This window comes from Wolbachia endosymbiont (group A) of Lypha dubia (assembly GCF_964028575.1).
Classification (GTDB): domain Bacteria; phylum Pseudomonadota; class Alphaproteobacteria; order Rickettsiales; family Anaplasmataceae; genus Wolbachia; species Wolbachia pipientis.
In genome coordinates, this window is record NZ_OZ034796.1 from 623,876 (window position 1) to 645,753 (window position 21,878).

At 35.3% G+C, this 21,878-nt stretch carries 16 protein-coding genes, 1 tRNA gene and 3 pseudogenes; 5 read left to right on the forward strand and 15 right to left on the reverse strand.

What is annotated here, in order from left to right:
* Positions 1–4: 4 nt before the first annotated feature.
* Both dusB and ABWU72_RS03255 read right to left on the reverse strand, forming a co-directional pair.
* Positions 5–967: a tRNA dihydrouridine synthase DusB gene (dusB, locus tag ABWU72_RS03250; RefSeq protein WP_012673040.1), complete on the reverse strand. Its 963-nt coding sequence runs from the start codon at positions 965–967 to the stop codon at positions 5–7.
* A 5-nt stretch (positions 968–972) separates the two neighbouring features.
* Positions 973–2,895, reverse strand: a complete 1,923-nt coding sequence (locus ABWU72_RS03255; protein WP_155968252.1) for a Ulp1 family isopeptidase — start codon at positions 2,893–2,895, stop codon at positions 973–975.
* Between the two features lie 143 nt (positions 2,896–3,038).
* Between ABWU72_RS03255 and serS the strand changes: the two genes are divergently transcribed.
* Positions 3,039–4,316, forward strand: coding sequence for a serine--tRNA ligase (gene serS / locus ABWU72_RS03260; RefSeq protein ID WP_155968254.1), 1,278 nt, complete (start codon positions 3,039–3,041; stop codon positions 4,314–4,316).
* Between the two features lie 34 nt (positions 4,317–4,350).
* Complete coding sequence (purD, locus tag ABWU72_RS03265) at positions 4,351–5,622, forward strand: phosphoribosylamine--glycine ligase (protein WP_155968256.1); 1,272 nt, start codon at positions 4,351–4,353, stop codon at positions 5,620–5,622.
* Between the two features lie 301 nt (positions 5,623–5,923).
* Here the strand turns inward: purD and ABWU72_RS03270 are convergent, their stop codons facing one another.
* Positions 5,924–6,100: a hypothetical protein gene (locus ABWU72_RS03270; RefSeq protein WP_179945710.1), complete on the reverse strand. Its 177-nt coding sequence runs from the start codon at positions 6,098–6,100 to the stop codon at positions 5,924–5,926.
* A gap of 150 nt (positions 6,101–6,250) precedes the next feature.
* Positions 6,251–8,806 (reverse strand): hypothetical protein, encoded by a 2,556-nt coding sequence (locus ABWU72_RS03275; RefSeq protein WP_353283870.1) that lies wholly within the window; start codon positions 8,804–8,806, stop codon positions 6,251–6,253.
* Between the two features lie 638 nt (positions 8,807–9,444).
* Between ABWU72_RS03275 and ABWU72_RS03280 the strand changes: the two genes are divergently transcribed.
* From ABWU72_RS03280 to gatC, 3 genes are all read left to right on the forward strand, one after another.
* Entirely contained in the window at positions 9,445–10,311 is an 867-nt protein-coding gene (locus ABWU72_RS03280; RefSeq protein ID WP_006280296.1) for an ankyrin repeat domain-containing protein, read from the forward strand.
* Between the two features lie 303 nt (positions 10,312–10,614).
* Positions 10,615–11,541, forward strand: a complete 927-nt coding sequence (locus ABWU72_RS03285; RefSeq protein ID WP_155968767.1) for a ribose-phosphate diphosphokinase — start codon at positions 10,615–10,617, stop codon at positions 11,539–11,541.
* Positions 11,531–11,884, forward strand: a complete 354-nt coding sequence (gene gatC / locus ABWU72_RS03290) for an Asp-tRNA(Asn)/Glu-tRNA(Gln) amidotransferase subunit GatC (RefSeq protein WP_010962323.1) — start codon at positions 11,531–11,533, stop codon at positions 11,882–11,884. The genes ABWU72_RS03285 and gatC overlap by 11 nt, the downstream gene beginning before the upstream one ends.
* A 41-nt stretch (positions 11,885–11,925) precedes the next feature.
* Here the strand turns inward: gatC and ABWU72_RS03295 are convergent, their stop codons facing one another.
* The 11 genes and pseudogenes from ABWU72_RS03295 to ABWU72_RS03345 all read right to left on the reverse strand — a co-directional run bounded on the left by ABWU72_RS03295 (position 11,926) and on the right by ABWU72_RS03345 (position 21,823).
* On the reverse strand, positions 11,926–13,188 hold the full coding sequence (locus ABWU72_RS03295) for a Tol-Pal system protein TolB (protein ID WP_015588777.1): 1,263 nt from the start codon (positions 13,186–13,188) through the stop codon (positions 11,926–11,928).
* A 5-nt stretch (positions 13,189–13,193) separates the two neighbouring features.
* Positions 13,194–14,828, reverse strand: coding sequence for a ribonuclease J (locus ABWU72_RS03300; RefSeq protein ID WP_012673044.1), 1,635 nt, complete (start codon positions 14,826–14,828; stop codon positions 13,194–13,196).
* Between the two features lie 208 nt (positions 14,829–15,036).
* Complete coding sequence (gene dnaJ / locus ABWU72_RS03305; RefSeq protein ID WP_174515787.1) at positions 15,037–16,155, reverse strand: molecular chaperone DnaJ; 1,119 nt, start codon at positions 16,153–16,155, stop codon at positions 15,037–15,039.
* 82 nt (positions 16,156–16,237) lie between these two features.
* Positions 16,238–16,315: transfer RNA gene (locus ABWU72_RS03310), tRNA-Arg, on the reverse strand.
* Positions 16,316–16,378: 63 nt separating this feature from the next.
* Positions 16,379–17,305, reverse strand: a complete 927-nt coding sequence (locus tag ABWU72_RS03315; RefSeq protein WP_155968772.1) for a hypothetical protein — start codon at positions 17,303–17,305, stop codon at positions 16,379–16,381.
* Between the two features lie 214 nt (positions 17,306–17,519).
* The gene (locus tag ABWU72_RS03320; protein WP_155968775.1) at positions 17,520–17,930 is read right to left on the reverse strand and encodes a hypothetical protein; all 411 of its coding nucleotides are present in this window, start codon (positions 17,928–17,930) and stop codon (positions 17,520–17,522) included.
* 230 nt (positions 17,931–18,160) lie between these two features.
* The gene (locus ABWU72_RS03325) at positions 18,161–18,895 is read right to left on the reverse strand and encodes a group II intron maturase-specific domain-containing protein (protein WP_218939166.1); all 735 of its coding nucleotides are present in this window, start codon (positions 18,893–18,895) and stop codon (positions 18,161–18,163) included.
* Positions 18,889–19,239: pseudogene (locus tag ABWU72_RS03330) on the reverse strand (reverse transcriptase/maturase family protein); the annotation flags it as partial. The pseudogene ABWU72_RS03330 and the gene ABWU72_RS03325, both read right to left, overlap by 7 nt.
* Positions 19,240–19,260: 21 nt before the next feature.
* The gene (locus ABWU72_RS03335; RefSeq protein ID WP_218939165.1) at positions 19,261–19,575 is read right to left on the reverse strand and encodes a reverse transcriptase N-terminal domain-containing protein; all 315 of its coding nucleotides are present in this window, start codon (positions 19,573–19,575) and stop codon (positions 19,261–19,263) included.
* Positions 19,576–20,094: 519 nt separating this feature from the next.
* Positions 20,095–20,436: pseudogene (locus ABWU72_RS03340) on the reverse strand (PD-(D/E)XK nuclease family transposase); the annotation flags it as partial.
* A 7-nt stretch (positions 20,437–20,443) separates the two neighbouring features.
* Positions 20,444–21,823: pseudogene (locus tag ABWU72_RS03345) on the reverse strand (IS4 family transposase).
* Positions 21,824–21,878 lie beyond the last annotated feature (55 nt).

Below are 21,878 nucleotides of genomic sequence, written 5' to 3' on the forward strand. Positions count from 1 at the left end.
ACAGCTAGTGTGTCTCTTGACCAAAAAAGCCAATAATATTTTCTTTCACTTCTGTGCTATCTGTCATGTTATTTACTCTCACACGAAATTCAGATGAGCCTTGAAGCCCGCTACTGTACCAACCTATGTGTTTGCGGGCCATCTTTATTCCTGTGTCATTTCCATAGTACTCAAGAATATTGTCGTAATGCTCGAGTATGATGCTTAATCTCTCTGAAGCTGTTGGCTCAGAAGTTTCACTTCCACTGAGAAAGTTCATTGCTTGATTAATCAGCCAAGGTTTACCGTAGGCACCACGACCTATCATCACTCCGTCTGCTCCAGATTCTTTGAGAGCATTCTGAATATCATTTAAATTTTTAATATCGCCATTTACTATAACTGGAATTTTCACTTGCTCTTTAACATTTCTAACGAATTTCCAATCTGCTTGACCATTATAAAGCTGCGCTCTTGTTCTTCCATGCACAGTGATCATTTTTGCTCCTAAGTCTTCGGCAATTTTCGCAAGTCTCGGGGCATTGCGATTTTCATCGTTCCATCCAGTGCGCATTTTCACCGTAACTGGCATATTCACTGCTTTGACCACAGCTTCAATTATCTCAGCGGCTTTTTTCTCATCACGCATTAGCGCTGATCCTGCATAACCGTTTACAACTTTTTTAACAGGGCAACCAAAGTTTATGTCTATAATTTTTGCTCCCATGTCCTCGTTTAATTTTGCAGCCTCCGCCATAACATCTGGCTCACACCCAGCAAGCTGCACAGCAGTTAATGCATCGACTTTTGCTTTTTGCAAACTCTGGCGAGTTTGCATAATCATAGCTCTGCTTGCGATCATCTCTGAAACTAACAAACTTGCACCAAGTTTCTTCACAATACTTCTAAACGGATAATCAGTCACTCCAGACATTGGAGCTAAAATAACTGGAGAATCAATTGTCAAATTTCCTACTTGTAGGGACATATATTCTATGTGTTCAAACCTAGCGCATTTACACATACTGTTACAACACTTTGTATAGCCGAACTTACTTTTTCCATAAGAGAAGGCTCTACCTCTACTATCTCAGCTCTCTCATAATGACCAGGTGCCAAGTATACCGTTTCTTGTTCTTTATTTCCCCATAGCTCGTTGTTCTGCTGATAACCTTCATTTATCATTCCCGCATTTGGCAGAAACAATGTATTTACATCATTACCATTATTTTTATAGTAGACGTCAATTTCAATATTAGCCAGCGAAGCTAAGATAGAAATTTCTTCTATGAAAACATGGTAACTTTGGCTGCTGATTGCCTCTAGATAAGATCTATAAATGGATTTGCCATTGAGAAAAGAATTTGCTGCAGTATCACTATTATAATTTCTATCATATTTTCTTTCACTAATATTGAGATTACTAGCACTAATGCTTCTTAAATCACCTATAACTTCATTTTCTTTTAATGTTGTAAGACAACATAACTTTTTTATTAATTTATTAGTCTTTTTTTTGATCTTCTCTACCCGTCTGTTTGTATGCTGAACCAAATCTTTTATTGAGTCCGACATACCAATCAAATGATTTGGATTTTCTAAGAATGCACCAAAAACTTTCTGCATCTGTCCCTTCAATAACTCAGGCATCCTTGGATCATTCAAAGAGTTAAATTGACTTAAAAATTTGTGCCATTCCATTCTCATATCTTGTGCTTTTTCAGTTTTATATTGACCAGAGCTATTATCACCAAATACCGCATGGAAAAAGCAGTTGCCATCACCTGTAGTATTATATTGAACAATTTTTGTTTGCTTACTTTCTACTGAATCTAAACTTACTCCGCTATCTTTACGACTTATATTTCCTGGACTACCTAATACAGGGCTTGGCGTGCCAGCCCTGCTTTGTTCATCCTTTTTCAACGCTTTTGCAAATTCTTTTCTCTTCTCTATTAATTGCTCTGAACTAAGTTCATATTTTAGCTGATCATCAATTTCATCAAACGATTTGCCTGCTTTCAGCATATCTGTAATTTTCTTAGCATTCTCTAAGGCAAATATTCCACAATTATACTTATCATCTTGTTGTTTAGCTTTTGAGTTTCTAATACTACTATTGTCTATTCCTAGAGTTTTCTGTAGCGCACTTGATACCTCTTCTGGTAATGGTTCACCAAATGAATCGCAATAATATGCTCTAAACTTTTTACTCTTTTCATCATGAGAAATAACCAATGTTACCCAATGATTGTTATTTAAGTTAAGAATTGAAGATAATACTAAATTGTTATCCCCTTTTACTTTATCTTTATATTCTTGCAATCGGTTCCCCAGAAAAGATGTAAGATTATCGAGGCAAGAAAAGAACACTCCTTTGGAAAATTCCCTGTGACCTTTTTTACGATATGGCATCCATCCATAGTAACTTTTTGCAATCTCTGCAATATCAAAATTACTTAACCAAAATTTATAATCTTCTTTTTTATTTGTCTTATATACAAAAGAATCCTTATTTTCTTTGCAGTCAAAAATACCACTATCCCTATCAGGAGTTTTCGGTCTTGCTTGCTTTTCTGGAGTCTTGCCTTGCAAATCTTGTAGTTCTGTATCTTTTTCTTCACTCTTTTCCCCCTTTGAAGCTCTTTTTCCATTAATATAGTTCTTCGCTAAGTAAAATAAAGGTTCAACAACCATTTTGTATGCTACTGTAAGAATTATTCCCATTAAAACCCAAACTACGGGGTTAGAGATGAGCATAGCAAGTGGAAAGGTCAATAGAGGGGATCCTATTACCGCCCCTAAACAGCCAGCAGCGAATGTGGCTGCTAGGCATACACAAGTAGCGTAGATAACGAATTCCTCACCAGCAAAGTCAGTGCTCTCTTTCTGATTATTTTTTGTAATACCCAACATACTACACCCTATGAACGCTAAGTTAATTAAATTTTAACAAATTCTAACAAAAAAATCAACCATAATAATTTTAGTAGTATGAGAATATATTGAATATTAAGAGCTTTTGGAGTACAGTAACAATGTTAGTAATAGCACAATATATGCACGATATAGAATATATACGCAAAAACCCTGAAGGATTTGAAAAGGCAATGAAAAGCAGGGGAATTAGAGAATCTACTGCGGAAGAGATATTAGAAATCGATCACGAGAAAAGATCATTAACCACTAAACTGCAGGATTTGAATAGGCAGCGCAATGAAATCACAGAGGAAATAAAAAAGCTTAAAATGAGCAAGAGCCCCTGTGAAGAGCAAATAGAGTTGTCAAAAAGCATCACAAATGAGATAGAGGCAATCAGCTTAAAAGAACAAGCAGAAAAGGATAAGTTAGTGAATGTTTTATCTAACTTGCCGAATATTCCTGCGCAAGATGTGCCAATAGGCGCAGATGAGAACTCTAATTTAGAGGTGAGAAGATATGGAGGAAAAAGACAGTTTGATTTTGTACCAGAATCTCATTATGAACTCGGAGAAAAATTAGGTTTAATAGACTTCGAACAAGCGGCGAGAATTTCCGGATCAAGATTTACGATATTAAAAGGACAGTTAGCTAAGCTTGGACGAGCGCTAATAAATTGTATGCTTGAAATGCATGTTAATGAATTTGGCTATACTGAGGTGTACCACCCGGCTTTGGTGAAAAACGAAGCTATGTATAATGTTGGTCAGCTACCGAAATTTTCTGACGATTCGTATTTAACTACCGACGAATTGAGGTTGATTCCCACAAGTGAAGTGTTTTTAACAAATTTAGTTGCTGACAAAATAATGGAAGAAAAAGAACTGCCTATTCGCTTTACTGCATATTCGGAGTGCTTTCGTAAAGAAGCAGGTAGTGCAGGTCGCGATACCAGGGGCATGATAAGGCAACACCAATTTGGTAAAGTGGAGTTGGTAAGCATCACAACTGAAGACCAATCAAATGATGAGCTTGAGGGTATGACGAGTGTTGCTGAAGAGATATTAAAAAAATTAGAATTGCCATACAGAGTAATGCTGCTTTGCAGTGGCGATATGGGTTTTGCTGCACAAAGGACTTATGACATAGAGGTATGGTTACCTGGGCAAAATAAATATAGAGAAATATCAAGCTGCTCAAATTGTGGTGCATTTCAAGCAAGAAGGATGAACGCTAAATACTCTTCAGAAACTGATAAAAAGATAAAAAAATATGTTCACACTTTAAACGGCTCAGCTTTAGCTATAGGAAGAACGATTATTGCCATAATGGAGAATTATCAAAATTCTGACGGGTCGATTGCAATACCAAACGTGTTGCAAAAATACATGAGTAATGATACTGTTATAAGCAAATAATAATTTTGACATATAGAAAAGCGAGGAAATAAAGATGAAGGTTCTGGTTATAGGTTCTGGTGGGCGTGAGCACGCTCTACTTTGGGCTCTAAAAAAATCTCCTATCTTGACTGAGTTATATGTAACTCCTGGTCGCCAAGCTATGAAAGATCTTGGGGCTCTTGTGGATGTAAATATTCAAAATTCAGTGGATGTTACACAATTTTGCAAGAGAGAAAATATAGAGTTGGTTGTTATTGGTCCAGAACAACCAATAATTGATGGGCTTGCTGATGATTTAGTTGCAGAGGGAATAAATGTTTTTGCTCCAAGTCAAGCAACTGCAAAACTTGAGGGATCGAAGTCTTTCACCAAGGGACTATGTAAACGATATGGTATACCAACTGCCAAGTACGAGTGTTTTGTTGATGAAGGGTTAGCTAAAGATTTTGTACGTAGCAATAAAATAAAGTTTCCACTTGTAGTGAAAGCAAATGGAATTGCAGCAGGAAAAGGGGTGGTTATATGTAATACAGAAAGCGAAGCTTTTTCAGCAATAAATTCAATGCTAGTGGAGAAAAAATTTGGTGAATCAGGTGAAGAAATAATCATAGAAGAGTTTTTAGTTGGAGAAGAAGTAAGTTTTTTTGCTCTTATTGATGGGTTGAAAGTAGTAACTCTTGGGTGTGCAAAAGATTATAAGAGAGTTGATGAAAGTAATGAAAGCCAAAATACTGGAGGTATGGGGTCGTACTCATCACCTTCAATTATAAGTAAGGACATGGAGCAAAAAATTATCCAAAAAATAATATACCCTACAGCTCAAGCATTGGTTAACATGGGTACGTCTTATAAAGGAGTACTCTTTGCTGGTTTAATGATTTGCAAAGATAGCCCAAAACTTCTCGAGTATAACGTTAGATTCGGTGATCCAGAAACGCAATCTATATTACCTAGATTTGATTCAAATTGCGATTTGTTAAAATTGATGTTGTCAGTTGCAGAAGGAAAGTTAAATGTCAAAATGGTGGAACTTAACAACAAATCTACAGTTTGTGTAGTTGTTGCAAGTAAAGGCTATCCGGGTGATTATCAAAAGGGAGAAGTAATTAAAGGATTAGATAAGATTGAAAGCATTCCTGGTGTGTTGGTGTTTCATGCTGGTACTAAATTCGATGAAAGTGGTAACTTAGTTTCCGATGGCGGAAGAGTGCTAAATATAGTAGCAGAAGGGAGCACTATAGAGGAAGCCAAAAGTAAGGTGTACTCAGCATTAAATTTTTTAGAATGGCCAGGGTGCTTCTTCAGATACGATATCGGTAGTTAATGTTAGCTGTCGGTTAGCAGGTGGTTCACAGAAACGAAAAACTTCCTTGACAAACTCCGCCAGCCCCCTTATCATGAAACTGAAGCTATTGTATTTGCTTTCGCCAATCTGCAGATTAAAAGGTAAGGATTACTTAATGTATCGGCGTCTTATGTTCAATTTTTTGCAGTATATAGATACTGTATGTCTTTACAAAACTTCATCTACATCTAGATTTTTATCTAAATAAGCTGAACGCGCTTATAAAGCGTTACAAGACATCAAAAAATGCCAATACTCGACAGAGATAGTAAAAGACTAGCTAACTCGGGGATTCTTTGTCTTTTTTTCTGCTTAGTAAATTTCTTAAACATTTGCAGCGTAAGTTAGTTGCAATTAAAAGCGGCTGAATCTCGCTTGTCAAGCGTTTAAAACATAAAAAACGCCAATATTTTAAAGCGGATAATAACCCCAGGGCTTCTTTTGCCTTTTTTTTCATTTGGTAAATTTCTTAAATATTTATGGCTAAACGACAATCGTCATCCCGCAGCGGGATCTAGAGATACCGCGGCGGTATGACGTAGGGAAACCTTTCTTGGGTTAGCTATAAAACTAATCAGCATCTTGTTTAGCACATATAAATTAAGTTTCATAAATATAGTGTTAAACCTTGAAAATATGTTATAGCTACTTCTTCCAATTTAGTGGTGGGTTTTAACAGTACACATGTCGCTTTACTATCTACCAACTCAATCACCATAGAAGCTACAGTCATTACTTTGCATCCACTTATATTCCGTACTTTAACATTTGTTCTACTTTCTATAGGAAGCTTTACCCCCCCTACATCATTACGTACAGCAGTATGATTTATTTCATTTTTAGTTCCACTACTATGCTGCAACAAGATATCCCCATTAACTTTTATTTCAACATTTTTGTCACTACTACCATTGTTAAAATTTAATCCCTCATCTCTTCTACTTTGTCTTTTTTCTTTTAATTTTAATTCAGTTTCTCTTTCATCAAGTACGGAAACGGTAGGAAATGGGATGTGAGTTTTTTCCTGACCATCTTGATTTATAGCTCTTGTTGTATTAAAAGCTTCGTTGCTTTTACATGATATTGTATAAGTAAGTGGTGTGTAGATTTTTTCTTCACTATCTGGATATTTTATAGTTATTGTTGCATTAAGAATGTCTTTCAGAATATCGTTTTCTCTAGCTATGTCTAAAATTTCTTGAATAACTTTGCGATCATGTAATGCGGCAAGTAACTTATCAGTTACTTTTTGATTATTTTTATGTTTTATGGTTATTGTTGTGTTAAGAATGTCTTTCAGAATACCGTTTTCTTTAGCTACTCTTAACATTTTCTCAACAGCTATACTATCTTTACGTAGTATAGCATAAGCAAGTGGTGTGCAAGTTTCTTCCTGACCATCTGGATATTTTATAGTTGTTGTTGCGTCAAGAATGTCTTTCAGAATACCGTTTTCTTTAGCTACTCTTAACATTTTCTCAACAGCCATACTATCTTTACGTAGTATAGCATAAGCAAGTGGTGTAACAGTTACTCTCCGACCATCTGGACATTTTATAGTTATTGTTGCGTTAAGAATATCTTTCAGAATACTGTTCTCCTTAGAGATTTTTAAAATTTCTTCAATAGCTATACTATTTTCACGCAGTATAGCATAAGCAAGTAGTGTGTAAGTTACTTCCCGGCTATCTGAATGTTTTATAGTTGTTGTTGCGTCAAGAATGTCTTTCAGAATATCGTTTTCTTTAGCTACTCTTAACATTTTCTCAACAGCTATACTATCTTTACGTAGTATAGCATAAGTAAGCGGTGCGCAAGTTTCTTCATGACCATCTGGACATTTTATAGTTGTTGTTGCATCAAGAATATCTTTCAGAATACCGTTTTCTTTAGAGATTTTTAAAATTTCTTCAATAGTTTTGCTATTTTTACATGATATAGCGTAAGTAAGCGGTGTGTAAATTTCTTTCTGACCATCTAGATATTTTATAGTTGTTGTTGCGTCAAGAATGTCTTTCAGAATATCGTTTTCTTTAGAGACTTTTAAAATTTCTTCAATAGTTTTGCTATTTTTACATGATATGGCGTAAGTAAGCGGTGTGTAAATTTCTTCTTGACCATCTAGATATTTTATAGTTGTTGTTGCGTCAAGAATATCTTTCAGAATACTGTTCTCTTCAGCTGCTACTAGAATTTCTTTAATAATTTTGCCATCCTCCCAGAACATAGCATGAGCAAGTGGTGTGTAAGTCACTTCCCGGCTATCTAAATGTTTTATAGTTATTGTTGTGTCAAGAATATCTCTCAGAATACCGTTTTCTTTAGCTACTCTTAACACTTTCTCAACAGCTATACTATCTCTACGTAGTATAACATAAGCAAGTGGTGTGTAAGTCACTTCCCGGTCTAGATATTTCATAGTTGTTGTTGTGTTAAGAATATCTTTCAGAAGAGTACTGTTCCCTTTAGCTGCTACTAGAATTTCTTTAATAGCTTTGCTATCCTTCCAGAACATAGCATAAGTAAGTGGTGTGTAAGTCACTTTCTGGCTATCTGGATATTTTATAGTTGCTGTTGTGTTAAGAATATCTTTCTCCTTAGAGACTTTTAAAATTTCTTCAATAGCTATACTATCTCCACATAGTATAGCACAAGCAAGTGGTGTAACAGTTGCTCTCCGACCATCTAGATATTTTATAGTTGTTGTTGCGTTAAGAATATCTTTCAGAATATCGTTTCCTTTAGAGACTTTTAAAATTTCTTCAATAGCTTTGCTATTTTTACATAATATGGCATAAGTAAGTGGTGTGTAAATTAATGAATCATCACTAATTATTTTTGCACTAAGAACACTCTTTAAAAGGTTGCTTAATTCGGCTTGTTGCAAAATATCCTTTACAGCTTGACTATTCTCGCAAAATATAGCATGAGTAAGTAGTGTAAAAGTTGATTCTTTACCCCGATGTTTACTTACTTCCGTAGTAAGAATCCTTTGTTTTTCCTTTTCAGATATTTTTTCTAGTTCTTCAGCAATGCTACTTTTTTTGCCTTCTATTTTTGATGCTAATTTTAAAATACTTTTTTCATCTTTCTCTTTCAATTTCGAATCATTTGCCTGATAAGTTATTTTTCTTCCCAAGATCTTTCTTATTAAACTAAGCATAACATTTTCTCTCTTCGTGGTTATAATATTTGCTTTTATGAATCAGTTGTGTTGATAATGTATTAATTGCATAGTTCAGACATTGTTTTATAAAGCAAAATTTTAGTAGACCACCTTACAAGAACGTTTCTTGCTAATTCTGAATCCGAAAAAAGGACGCAGTAAAGTTATTTGTAAGGGAAGAATGAAACTTGTAGCTATAGCTAAACTGACTTACGATAATTTGAAAAACCGTCATCCCGCTGCTTGTTAGCGCTTACTATTACCCACAAATATAAATGTTTGTTGCATAGCTCTTAATGGCATAACTTTTGCTTGAAATAACTGTTTATATGGTGCAATTTACAGCTTTTAGTTGCTAAAATTATAACTCTTAGTTTAATAATTTTAATCTAATAAGCTTTCAGGTTAATAAAATTAAATTATTTGAGTAAATACAATATTATGTTTTTATTTGTGGGTAATAGTAAGTTGTTAGCGGGATCTAGAGATACCGCGGCGGGATGACGGTTCGCAGTGGTATGACGGTTCGCGGCGGGATGACGATAAGCTCGTCATCCCGCTACATTAATATTGTATTAATAAAAACTTAATAATAATCCTTAATAATATATGAACTAACATGTTCGCAATTTCGTATGACAGAGGAAACAAAAGATGGATATGCTTCCTTATACGTTGCAATTCAGGAAGGTAATATTGAAGCTGCAGAACTACTAATAAAGTGTGGCACAAACGTCAATGATCATTATGAACGCAATCGTACGCCACTGCATATTGCCATCGGACGCAAACAATTAGAAATAGCAAAATTGCTGATAAAAAATGGAGCAAACGTTAATGCAAAAACTCAAAATCATGGTAAAGATGATCTAACACCAATGCACTTTGCAGTTTTTGCAAATACGCCAGAATTTATAGAATTACTAGCTAGCCATGGTGCATTGATTAATGAAAGAGAAAGCACCGAAGGGTATACTCCTCTTCACTTTGCTGCTTTATATGGGAACAAAAATATAATACAAGCCTTAATTGATAAGGGACAAGATATTGAAGATGTGGACAATAATGGGCGAACAGCTCTGTTTTTAGCTGCTAGGCAGTGCACTGAAGCAGAAGATGATAGCAGAATAGAAATTATCAAGTATTTGATAGACAAGCTCAAAGCAGATGTAACAAAGAAAGACAATAATAACAATGCAGTACTCTTTCCTGCCGCTAATAATTGCCCTGGAAAAGTGGTAGAATTCATCATTGAGCAATATATAAAAATCTTTGAGTTAGAGAATTTTATCAACCACAAAAATAATGATGGAATGGATGCTTTGGATATTGCGCTGAATAGTGGAAACGAGAAAGCTATTGAAGTATTAAGATCATATGGAGCAGATATCAAGAATAAGGTAGATGGTAGCATTCAAAAAATTACTGCAGAAAAACCAAGTAGTACCCTAGACAGAGCAGAAAGTGCAGAGGTAGCGCCTCCAATTAAGCAAAGAGTATAAAGCTTTTTATAAAGCGATTATAAATTTCAGTAAGTTGCAGAGGCTCTACAATGGGAAGTGTAGTATGTTAGCAGATACAAATGACTAGATAAATTATATTTCATTAAAGTCATTTATCTTGAAACATAAGCAGGATTTTGTATAGTTGTTTCAATTTGGGTCTGTATATTGAAACAACGCGTGAAAATGACAGGTCATTGTACAAGAGGTACCTAATTCACCGACAAGAATGCTAGATAAAGACACTTACATTTCAATTATTTCACAATTTCTGTATAATCTTAAAAACTCAATTAGTGCGTTATGAAGATAATAATAGGTAATGCTAGTAAGGAATTAGGGGAATCAGTAGTTAACCGGCTAGATGTTCAACCATCCTCTGCTTGGATATCAAAGTTTACCGATGGTGAGGTAAATGTAGAAGTAGCAAATGATCTATATAATCAAGAAGTATATATAATACAATCTCTTTCTCCCCCTGTGAATGATAACCTTATGGAGCTTCTGCTCATAATTGATGCAGTAAATAGATTAGGAGCCAAAAGGATAGTAGTAATTATTCCTTATTATGGATATAGCAGGCAAGATAGAATTATCAAGAACAATAATGTGCAGTCTGCTTTAAGTGCCAAATTAGTTGCAAATCTTATTCAAACTGCAGGTGCAAGTAGTGTTGCAGTTATTGATTTGCACTCAAGTCAAATTGAAGGATTCTTTGATGTACCGATAACTAATTTGAACTGCTTTGAAGCATTTGTTGACTCTATACACACGGAAAATTTGGCAATTGTTGCACCTGATGTTGGAGCAATTGGTAGAGCACGTGCTTTTGCAAAGACTTTAGAGGAAAAGTACAAGATAGGGTTAAGTGATAAGATTATTGTAGTAGATAAATATAGGGAGAAAGCAGGCACATCTCAAGTAATGAACATAATAGGAGAAGTTGCAAACAAAAATTGTGTCATTGTTGATGATATAGTTGACTCTGGTGGAACGTTGTGTAATGCAGCTCTTGCTTTAAAAAGTTACGGAGCAAAGTCCGTAACTTCATGCATCACACACGGTGTGCTTTCAGGAAGTGCAGTTGAGAAAATCTCTTCCTCTTCTTTAGATAAATTAGTGATTACGGATACCATACTTCACAAACTTGAAAAAACTGGTAAAATAGAAGTTGTTTCGGTTGTAAATATTTTAACTCACTTCATCCAAGGAGGTAGAAATGCCAGCTAAGTCAACAGAAGACGTTATTACTTCACTAATAGAATTTGCAAATAAGAGAAAAATAACAATTACCAAAGAAGAAATGCTTAAAATTGCACAGCTTGTAAGGATTAAGTTATCAAATGACGAGATTGATCACTACTCCAAAGAACTGACAATGCTGGATTGGATACATGATACTTTATTGCAAGTTAATACTGAAGGTGTTTCTCCTATGCGTTATGGCAGCATAGACAAGGACATTCATGTACGCGATGATGTTATAAATTCTCAAAACATTAAAAAAGAGATATTGTCCAATACAAAACCTGAGCATGGGTATTTCGTAGTGCCAAAGGTTATAAGCAATTAAAGTAAAATAAGGCTCATATCAAATCTATAATAGATCTACTTTCAAAAATAAGACCAATCCGGTAAAGAAGCATTTGTGGGAGTGGAAACCATTTTTTGATTTTTCTTTACTAAGTCTACTAAATATAGTTTAGAGTTGCTTGGTGATTCTGTTCTTGTAAAAATGATTTCTCTACCATTTGGTAGCCATGCCGGGGATTCAATTTTATGCCCCTCTGAAAGCAGACGTTCTTCTTTGCCATCTGGCTTCATAACTCCTATGTAAAATTTTCCTGACTGAATCTTTGTAAAAGCTATCAGATCTCCTTTTGGCGACCAAACAGGCGTAGCATATCTTCCACTCCCAAAACTAATTCTTTTAGGTTTTTTACTTTTGTTAGTAAAATCGATAACGTACAGTTGCTGACTCCCACTTATATCAGAACTAAAAGCCATATACTTTTGATCTGGAGAAAAAGAGGGAGAAGTGCTTATAGCTGAACCTTTAGTAATTTTTTTTGTTCGTTTACTACTTAAATCCAAAGATAATATATTCGTTTCACCACCCAATGAGTGGGAAATTAAAAGAGATTTACCATCGGGAGAAAATCTTGGTGCAGAAACAACTCCTTCAAATGCGCTGATTATTGATTCAGTGTTATCTTTTAAATTTTTTAATATTATATAACTTTTACCATTTGCGTACGAGATATAAACAATACCCTTTCCATTTGGTGAGAATCTCGGTGTTGACACAAATCTATCGCCATTTGTTAAGTATTTTATATTACTTCCATCTTGATTCATCACAGCAATTTTACGCACAGATTTGTAGTTGCTATCTTTTTCTTCAGCGATATACGTGATTTTTGTGTTGAAGTGCCCTTTCTCACCAATTAATCTATCATGTATCACATCCGAAACGAGGTGACCAATTTTTCTCCAGTCTTTTGCTGGAAAAACAACTGACTGAGTAAGTAATTCTCTTTTTGTAAAAGTGTCAAATAAACGAAATGATAGCTCTAATGCACTACCAGATATTTCGCTTAAACTTACTGTGACTACAGTATCGCTTTTCCAAGATTTAGATTCAGCTTCCGCGCCACGTTTTACATTAAATAAGCCACAATTAGATAAATTTGTTCCTATTACCTTTGCAATATTTTCGCTTAATTCGCTTTCCAACGCTGTTTTACATGTACATTTAGATACAACAAGACCAATGTTGCCAACACTGCTTTTTTTTATATCAACATATAAAGCAGCTTTTGTAAAATAAGGAATAAATAACGAAATAAATAACACCAGATGAACGAATAGCTTCATTCATTTCATACCTGTTCTATCTGAACCTCAATTATAGGCCTTTTTAGTAAATATTCCTTTAAGATACTCAATATTGAACTTTCAATCTTATTTTTAATTTTTTTTGTTGGCTGCAAACTAAACAACGACTCAACTTTCTTGACAATTTTCTGTATGGTAGCTGCATCTTCTAGCACTTCAAAAACACCAGGTACAAATACTTTTGGTTTAGCAAGCAATTTATTTTTCTTGTTTACAACTGCTGTTACCACAATAACTCCGGCATCTCTCATTCTTTTACGCATTTTTATAACACTGCTCTCCGGATGACGTAGCAACATACCATCAATACCAAAGTAGTCAACATCAATTGAATCAACTTTTTCTCCGTTCTCCAAATTAACAATATCACCTGGTGCAATCATTATTGCTTTTGCCACACCGCACTCTTTAGCAAATTTTACATGTGCATGCGTGTGAATATATTCGCCGTGAACTGGAATAGACATCTTCGGTTTTATTAAAGAATACATTTCCTTTAGCTCTTCTCTTGTTGGATGCCCAGAAGCATGAACATGCTCTGTTTTTTCAGTAATAACTTCTACCCCCATCTCAATAAAGGCATTGAGCATGTTGTGCGCACGAGTTTCATTTCCAGGAATGATTTTTGACGAAAAGATCATGGTATCACCTTGCTGCATTTTAAATGCTTGATGACTCTTAGCAGCAAGTCTTGCGGTAGCTGCCAGTGGCTCACCTTGACAACCTGTGCAAAGTAGCACCAGTTCTTCCCTTGGAAAATTTACTGCTTCCTTTGCTTCAAGAAACTGAGGAGAATCAGTTAAATAACCACTATCTTGCGCAACTTTCACTATTCTCCATAAAGATCTACCAAGTAAAACTACTTTTCTATTTAGTGCTTTTGCAGCTTGGCTTATCGTTTCAATTCGTGCCACATTTGAAGCGAATAGCGAAACAGCAACTAATTTTTTAGACCGCTTTATTATGTTATAAATATTATTATAAATTTCACCTTCTGACTCAGGGTGATGCTTGCTTAATATATTGGTTGAATCGCAAATTGCTGCAAGCAGGTCACCTTTATCGCCAATTTCTTTTAGACGCTCCATATTAGAAGTTAATCCAACAACAGGTTTTGGATCAAATTTCCAGTCTCCGGTATGGAGTGCACTACCCATTTCAGTGCTAATTAATATTGAATTTGCCTCAGGAATTGAATGAGTTACATTTATAAACTCGACGGTAAAAGGACCCAAATTTATGCTGCCATTTATGTCTACCTCTTTTACAGGCACTATACCTTCCAATCGAAATTCTTTTAGTTTTTCTTTAAGAAAATTAACCGTAAACTTTGTTGTATATATGGAGCACTGCAACTCTTCCCACAAGTGGGGCACTGCACCGCAGTGGTCCTCATGTGCATGTGTAATTATTATTCCAAGTAAATCTTTTTTTCTTTGAGCAATAAAATCTATATCAGCAATGAGCAGCTCAACACCTGGCATAGTTTCATCTGCAAAACCAACACCAAGGTCGATCATAATCCACTTACCTTGGTAATGATATAGGCTAACATTCATCCCGATTCTTCCTACTCCCCCAAGCGGAAGAAATAAAAACTCATTTTTGTTTATATTCATTAAATTTAAATTATTAAAACCTGAGAATAGCAAAACTTCGACCTTAAATAAAGAAATTTATTGCTTTTACATAGTTTTAAGGAACTAAGAAGTTTCTGTTGGCTAATAATAACACTATTGTTAAGTTTTCCATTAATAAGGTCAAAGAATTGCAGGATTAAATGAAAACCCGTAAACAGTTACCCCTTTATGTCATTTAGCAGATTTCTTATTTTTTTTTTACTTTACTAAAAAACCCTTCAGATTGCTGTTGTACACTTGCATTTTCCTCTTCTTCAAGCGCTTTTAATAGTTCAATTTGCTTTTTAGTTAAATTTTTTGGATTTAAAGTCTCAACTATTACCTGTACGTATAAATCACCACGAGCATGTGAGTTCATATATGGCATACCCTTTTCCCTACAACGTAGTTTGGTACCAGTTTGAGTGCCTTCAGGGACCTTTACTTTTATTTTAGCTCCATCAATTGATTGAATATCGATTTCACCACCAAGCACTGCTAGTGTCATTCTTATAGGCACTTTACAGTGTAAATCTGCTTTATTTCTAGCAAAGATTTTATGGAAAATTATTTTCACGTATACGTATAAATCTCCACTTTTTCCACCTTTTGTTCCAGCTTCTCCTTTACCACTTATCCTTACCTTAGCTCCTTCTTCTATGCCTTTTGGAATTGAAACGGATATATTTACTTCATCTCTTCTACGTCCACTTCCACCACATTTCTTACATTTGTTTTGTATTATTTCTCCTTCCCCATAGCATGTAGTACATGTTCTTTCGATGGTAAAAAAGCCTTGTTGAGTTCTAATCCTACCGCTTCCCTGGCATGTGTGGCACTGAACTGGTTTAATTGCTCCTTCGCCACCTGTGCCTTGGCATGTATCACATTTTACATTTGTCACATAATGTATAGGCGCTTGTATTCCTTTAAATGCATCTTCTAAGGTAATTTCAAGATCATAACGTAGGTCTGCTCCAGATACTCCTGTTGTACTTCTTTTTGCTCTCGATCTACTTGCACCACCACCGAATCCTCCACCAAAGAAGTCATTGAATATGTCGCTAAAATCTCCTGCAGAGCTAAAGCCTTGAAATCCACCAGAAGCACCTTCGTGGCCATAACGGTCATAGCCTGCCCTTTTCTCAGAGTCAGACAGAACTTCATATGCAGCTGTTACTTCTTTAAATTTTTCCTCTGCTTCTTGATTGCCAGGATTTCTATCAGGATGATATTTTAACGCTAATTTTTTATACGCTTTTTTTATCTCATCAATACTGGCATTTCTGCCTACTTCCAGTAGCTCATAGTAGTCTTTTTTGCTCATATATAATAGTTTAGTGCTTAACCTTTAAAGATAGGTATTGCATATATTAATTTCAAGTGTGACTTCTGCTTCCTATAAAATGTGGTGCACCCTGAGCGACTTGAACGCCCGACCTTTTGATCCGTAGTCAAATGCTCTAATCCAACTGAGCTAAGGGTGCTTTCATAAAGTTAACTTTAGCAGATTTTGTGGCTTGATTCAATTAATTTGGCTAAAAATAAAACTATTGATTTCTATCATACGTGAACCCCTCACAATTCTCAGACTGCCATTTCGCATTAGAATTATCAAATTCACTACAAGGAGGAGCAGTTGGAGTAGTATTAGGATCTTGAGAAAAGTAAGGAGGTGGTGCATCATAACGAGAAGAATCTCCATAACCATGCCCTTGTCTAAGACAGCTATCTACCGCTCCTTTAGCTTTCTCGATATTTTCTGATTCTTCCTCATGCTTCATATGAAAAGCTAAACCACCAGTAAAACACACAAGAGAATTAACGCCAAGGATAACTAAACCCCACACTGGTAAGACTGGGTAAACAGCACAAGCTACCAAAGCTGCCAAAGAAACAGCGCCAACCGCAAATTCTATATTTCTGAACGTTTTAAATTTACTATCCAGGTAATCTATTTTTTCTTCTTTTCTAGCCACTTTTCTGCTGCTGTTATACCAAAAACACATACCAGCATGGAAAGCAACACACACAACTGCAGCTACCATACCTAAAGCTAATAACTTTCTATTGTCTTCTGAGTCTTTTTTCTTATCTTCTCTGCTTTGATGGCTACCACTACTGAAACCAGGGTTATTTATAACTGTAGTATGACCACCAAACAGGCTGCGAAGTAGTAAATAATCCCAAAAATCTAAACCTCTATCATTGTATACATGTATATGTGTAGTCTGAGGGCCTGTAGGTTGTGTGTTATTCCCTGCGTTATATTGATCATTTCTGCTTCCTGTATCGTGCCTATTGCTTGAATTTGGATATGTAAATTCTTCATACACATTTTTAAAATTCTCCTTGCTCCAAGTTAAATTCGGTGTATTATTACAATACTGTAGAAACCCTTCAATATTATTATTATTACCTAATTTCTTTATATAGGCTAACGCATACCTTTTTAAAACACTATCACTTGCTACCATAAATACCCTCTTAAGTTAAGATTAAATTAATAAATATTTATTATAACAAGATAACATCTACTTGTCAACTTGAGCCTGATTCAAGTATCCGTTCAGAGTGTGGCAGAAGAACTTATTCAAATAAAGTAGGTGGTAAAATATAAACATTTTATAAAGTGAAAAATGGACTTTTCAGACCACTGCCGAGCTAAAAAAGCCCTGAAAACCGTGATACTTAGGCCACTTCTTGCTTAAGCTGTACAATTTCAGCTTGAGAAAGGCCAGTGGATTCAGCTATTAAATTAACAGATACACCAGCTTTAAGTAAATTTTTTGCAACTTCGATTTTTCCTTTCTCTATACCTTCCTCAAGTTTGTATTCAAGAATGGCTTCTTCCTTACGTAGATCCATTATTCTTTCTTCATATGCTACTAAATCTTTCTCATTCCAGCAAAACTTGTCTAACTCATCATATGCTAGCTTTACTATTGGTGATTTTTCTGCTATATTCCTTAGGTCTTCATCTGTAGTTTCATCTGCATACTGTTGTCTAAGTGAAGAAGGTCGCCCCTCCTCACTCGACTTCAAAACCGTACGTGAGACTTTGCGCCTCATACGGCTTCTCTCTAATTTGGTGCTTGTCATGCATACCTCCTGTGTAATTCATCGTGACAATGCCCATGTAACAAAGATAAATTTTTGATCATATTGTTTCGTCTATTCCGGTCTTTATGATGTATTTCTATTATATCATCACTTTCAAACCATAGTCTACATTATCACATTTACTTTGTTGTAACTTCAATAGTTTTATTACTCTTAATGGCTTATCTGGTATTTTTCTCAGACGTTTACCCCAATATACCCAATCACCATCATATGGAGATCTGGTTTTTTGCACTTTGTTTAATAACATGATCGCTGTGTATAGTAAGACGTACCTTGTTACTTGTCATAAAGCGCCAGTTATCGTTATTATACTTTTTAAAGTATTTTCTTTTTATCCAGCATTTCCCTTTGTTTGGGTGCCTAAAGACTGCCCACTTCCAGAGCTTTCTATGTATAGTATTATCCAATGAGCTAAAGATTTTACATGAAACTACCGAAGAGTAATATTGACTCCATCCTCTGTTTATTGGATTGAGATTCCTTATTATTACTTCCTGTGGCGCCCCACGCATTTCTCTAAGTTTATGTTTAATAGCAAATGTATGCTGCTTTATAGAATTACGACTTGGTTTTATTAATAATGTGTAACCTTTTTTACTTTCTTTTGTTGGATATTGTCTTATTGAAAATCCAAGAAAATCAAATCCTGGTTTTGTTTCGTCAATGGTTCTTAATGTATGAGAAATTCTTGTTTTAGAGGGCTTTAATTTTAGTCCAATGGTTTCTAACCATTCTTCAACTAAAATTTTTGCTTTAAGAATAATCTCTTCGTTTTCATGTATGATGACAAAATCATCACAGTAGAAAATTACACTAATAGACTTTTGCGCGTTTTTATGCGATATCCTACCATATTTTCTTTTCATGCATTGAAAGAGTTCGTTTGTTAATGCTTTTTTGACATGTTGCTCTAATCCGTGTAATGCAACACAAGCTAGCAACGGTGCCTCCTTGAATTGTACCACGTTTTGTGGATTGAAACTTTCCATCTTCCATAACGCCTGCCCTTAACCATCTTCTTATGATTTTCTTTAACGTTGGTGTGGTTTTCAAGCAGTTTATTATGGTTAATATTGTCAAAACATCCAGAAATATCAGCATCTAATACATATGCTGTTTTCTGTTTTAGCACATCAAATATGGCTTCAATTGCATCATGACATGATCTACCAGGTCTAAAACCATAAGTGTTTGGCTCAAGTTTTGCCTCCCATTCTGGTTCCAACACCATTTTTACAAGTGTTTGTTTTGCTCGACACGATATAGTTGGTATACCAAGCGGGCGATATTCCGATGGCTTACCAGGTCAGACACGTCTTGATGGCTTTGCTTTCTCTCTTATATCTAAGGAGTTTGCCAATTGCAATCTTTCTTTTTGACTAAGGTTAGCTTTTCCATCAATACCTGCAGTTTTTTTCCCTCTGTTGTCCTGAGTTACCCTTCTAACTGCGATCGTTCTTGCACTTGTTGATTTGAGTAATAATCTCTGAAGGTTGTGCATCTTTTTGATATCATTACATTTAGAAGCTTGGTAAATTCGTTTTTGTAGCTTAAATGAAGATTTCTTCAGCTTTCGCCAAGGAATTCCATTCATACCTAGCTTTTTGCTGGTCCATAACATATTCACTACTATTCACCACTTTACCTTCCAAATTAAAGTGTTTACGTCTGCATATCCCAGATATTACTTTGGGCATTAGCTTCTTCTTCCACATAGCAGCTTGTGGTTGGCTACCTACTTATATTTTAATGAATATAAGAGCTTTTATGTGGTTACTCCGTTCCATGGCTTCGTTTCACGTTAAACTTAGATTCCTACTATTTGCCGGAAGCTGGGAACATCAATAACTAAAGTCTTCAATCTTTAGTTCCACTTTTGCTTCATACCGTTTTGGTCTATGCGTAATTCAACCTCCTTTCGCATACTATGCTTTGACGACAATTCAAACATAGGTTCCTCTCGTAATCATATCTAACTCTGTTTGCAAGGATTCACCATGAGGTTTAGTGTTACCTGCTTTTATCTCATGCTTGCACCCCAAAGGTTGCCACCCTTTAAAATGTGAGATATACATTATCCCCGATGTCTAGGGAAAGTGGAATTTAACCACCACAAAACCACGACTTTCAGGGTCGCACTAAAAAAATAAATCCATTTTTCAACAATATTTGAAAGCTGATCTTCTTTTGTCTTATTAAACTTTGGTAGCTCGATGAAAGTGCAACTAAAATCTTTGAGATCATGTTCATAGGTAATTTTATCAAAAGTAACGTGATCAGATTTGTAAGCCAGCTTGTTAGGAAATAAGATAAAATCGGCGATAGCAATAAAAATAACTCCTTTAAGATCTTGATCACCTTTGTGAGCTTGACTTGAATAAGCTTTAGCAGCATAGTATTGAGCGCGTTTCTCAAAACCTTTATCACGAGCAAACTGGTCAGGTAAGGAAGCAGTATTACTACTACTCCCTCCCTTAGAAACCTTACTATTACCCACAAATATGAGGTTCGTGAGCAAGTCGCCATCCTTCTGCTAGATCAAAGAGACGTCTCCACCCTTTCCAAAGAGTAATTGGTCCTGGTTTTGGGTCGCTTTTTCTTGCTAAATGACCTCCAAGTTCACGAAACGGCTTCTTTTATAGTAGGGGCTATATTTGGACATGGTTTCCTGTGTATTTTAACATATAAAACTTTCCATTCTTCCTCAGCTAATAAGGCAGTACATGGTAATGTTGGGTTAGTTCTTGCAATTGATGTAATAAAGAAAATTCTCCAAGCAATAATGCTCATGACTGTTAAATACCTCATTAATCTTTCTGCTGTTCCAAGTCTACATTCCTCAACTTTGAGACCAGATTTTAAAATCTTATGCAATATCTCTATTTTCCATCTCAAACAATACCAACTAACTTTTTCAACAGCTTCTTCAAAAGTACTGACCGGAAAAAAGCATCCACTCTAGAGGACTTGCTTCGGGAGGAGAGTTTTTTTCAACAACATGAATTGCGTGAAGTTGTAGACTCTGTCGGTTTATATTTTATGTGACCTTCTTTACATTTTATATGGCCTTCATGTGATAAATTTTCCGAATCTAATTTCTAAAAACGCTGTCCTTTTTTGCTTGTTATCTCTAGCAGGGATTTCAACTTCTACTTTTCCAGCGCAAGGGAGGCCTTGGATAAATGACCATAATTTTTGCTTGTTCCTGGTATGCATGAATTTTTTATTTACATTTCTGTTGTGGCAAGCTCTTACTAAAATTTCTGAGTTAAGATTATGTGCAAGTTCAAAAAAATCATGCATATCTGCTTCTCTGTCACATACAGTTATAGCTTCGGTTTGGGCCAGATCTATAATATTATTTGTTTTCTTTAAACTTTCTAGCCATTTCATACTTTCTTTATCCTCAATATGAACGTTGTTACGATGGCTCTTTAGTCTTTTTTCTTCTTCAGAAATGAGTTGCCTCGAGTAAATCTTTTGATCCAGTATTCCCAGCTTCCGTACTAACAGCAAGGGCTGTATGCATTACTGCTCCTTTTCCAGCAATAGTTCCCAATCCGCTTATGGCTTGAGTATGAAATATAAGTTGTATCTTGAATCACAAGAATTCTTTTATGAGCTTTTGTTCTTTCAACTGTTTTATCAATGTGTGAAGCTAGAATATCGACTTCTTTTACGTTCTCATTTTGAAAAAAACGATATGCTGCTTTTGCTTCTGACCAACTTCTGCATGCCTCATTAATTGAGCTTTCAGGTAAACTTATCAAACTATCAGCAATCTTTACTAATCGGTCAGTTAATCTTTTATCTCCAAGTACAGCATCTCCAAATTCATTTTTAGCCCATTCATTACTCTCGTTTGCCATTTTTATACCCTCAATATTTGCAAACTTTAATATTGTAATACTTTATTTATAAGTA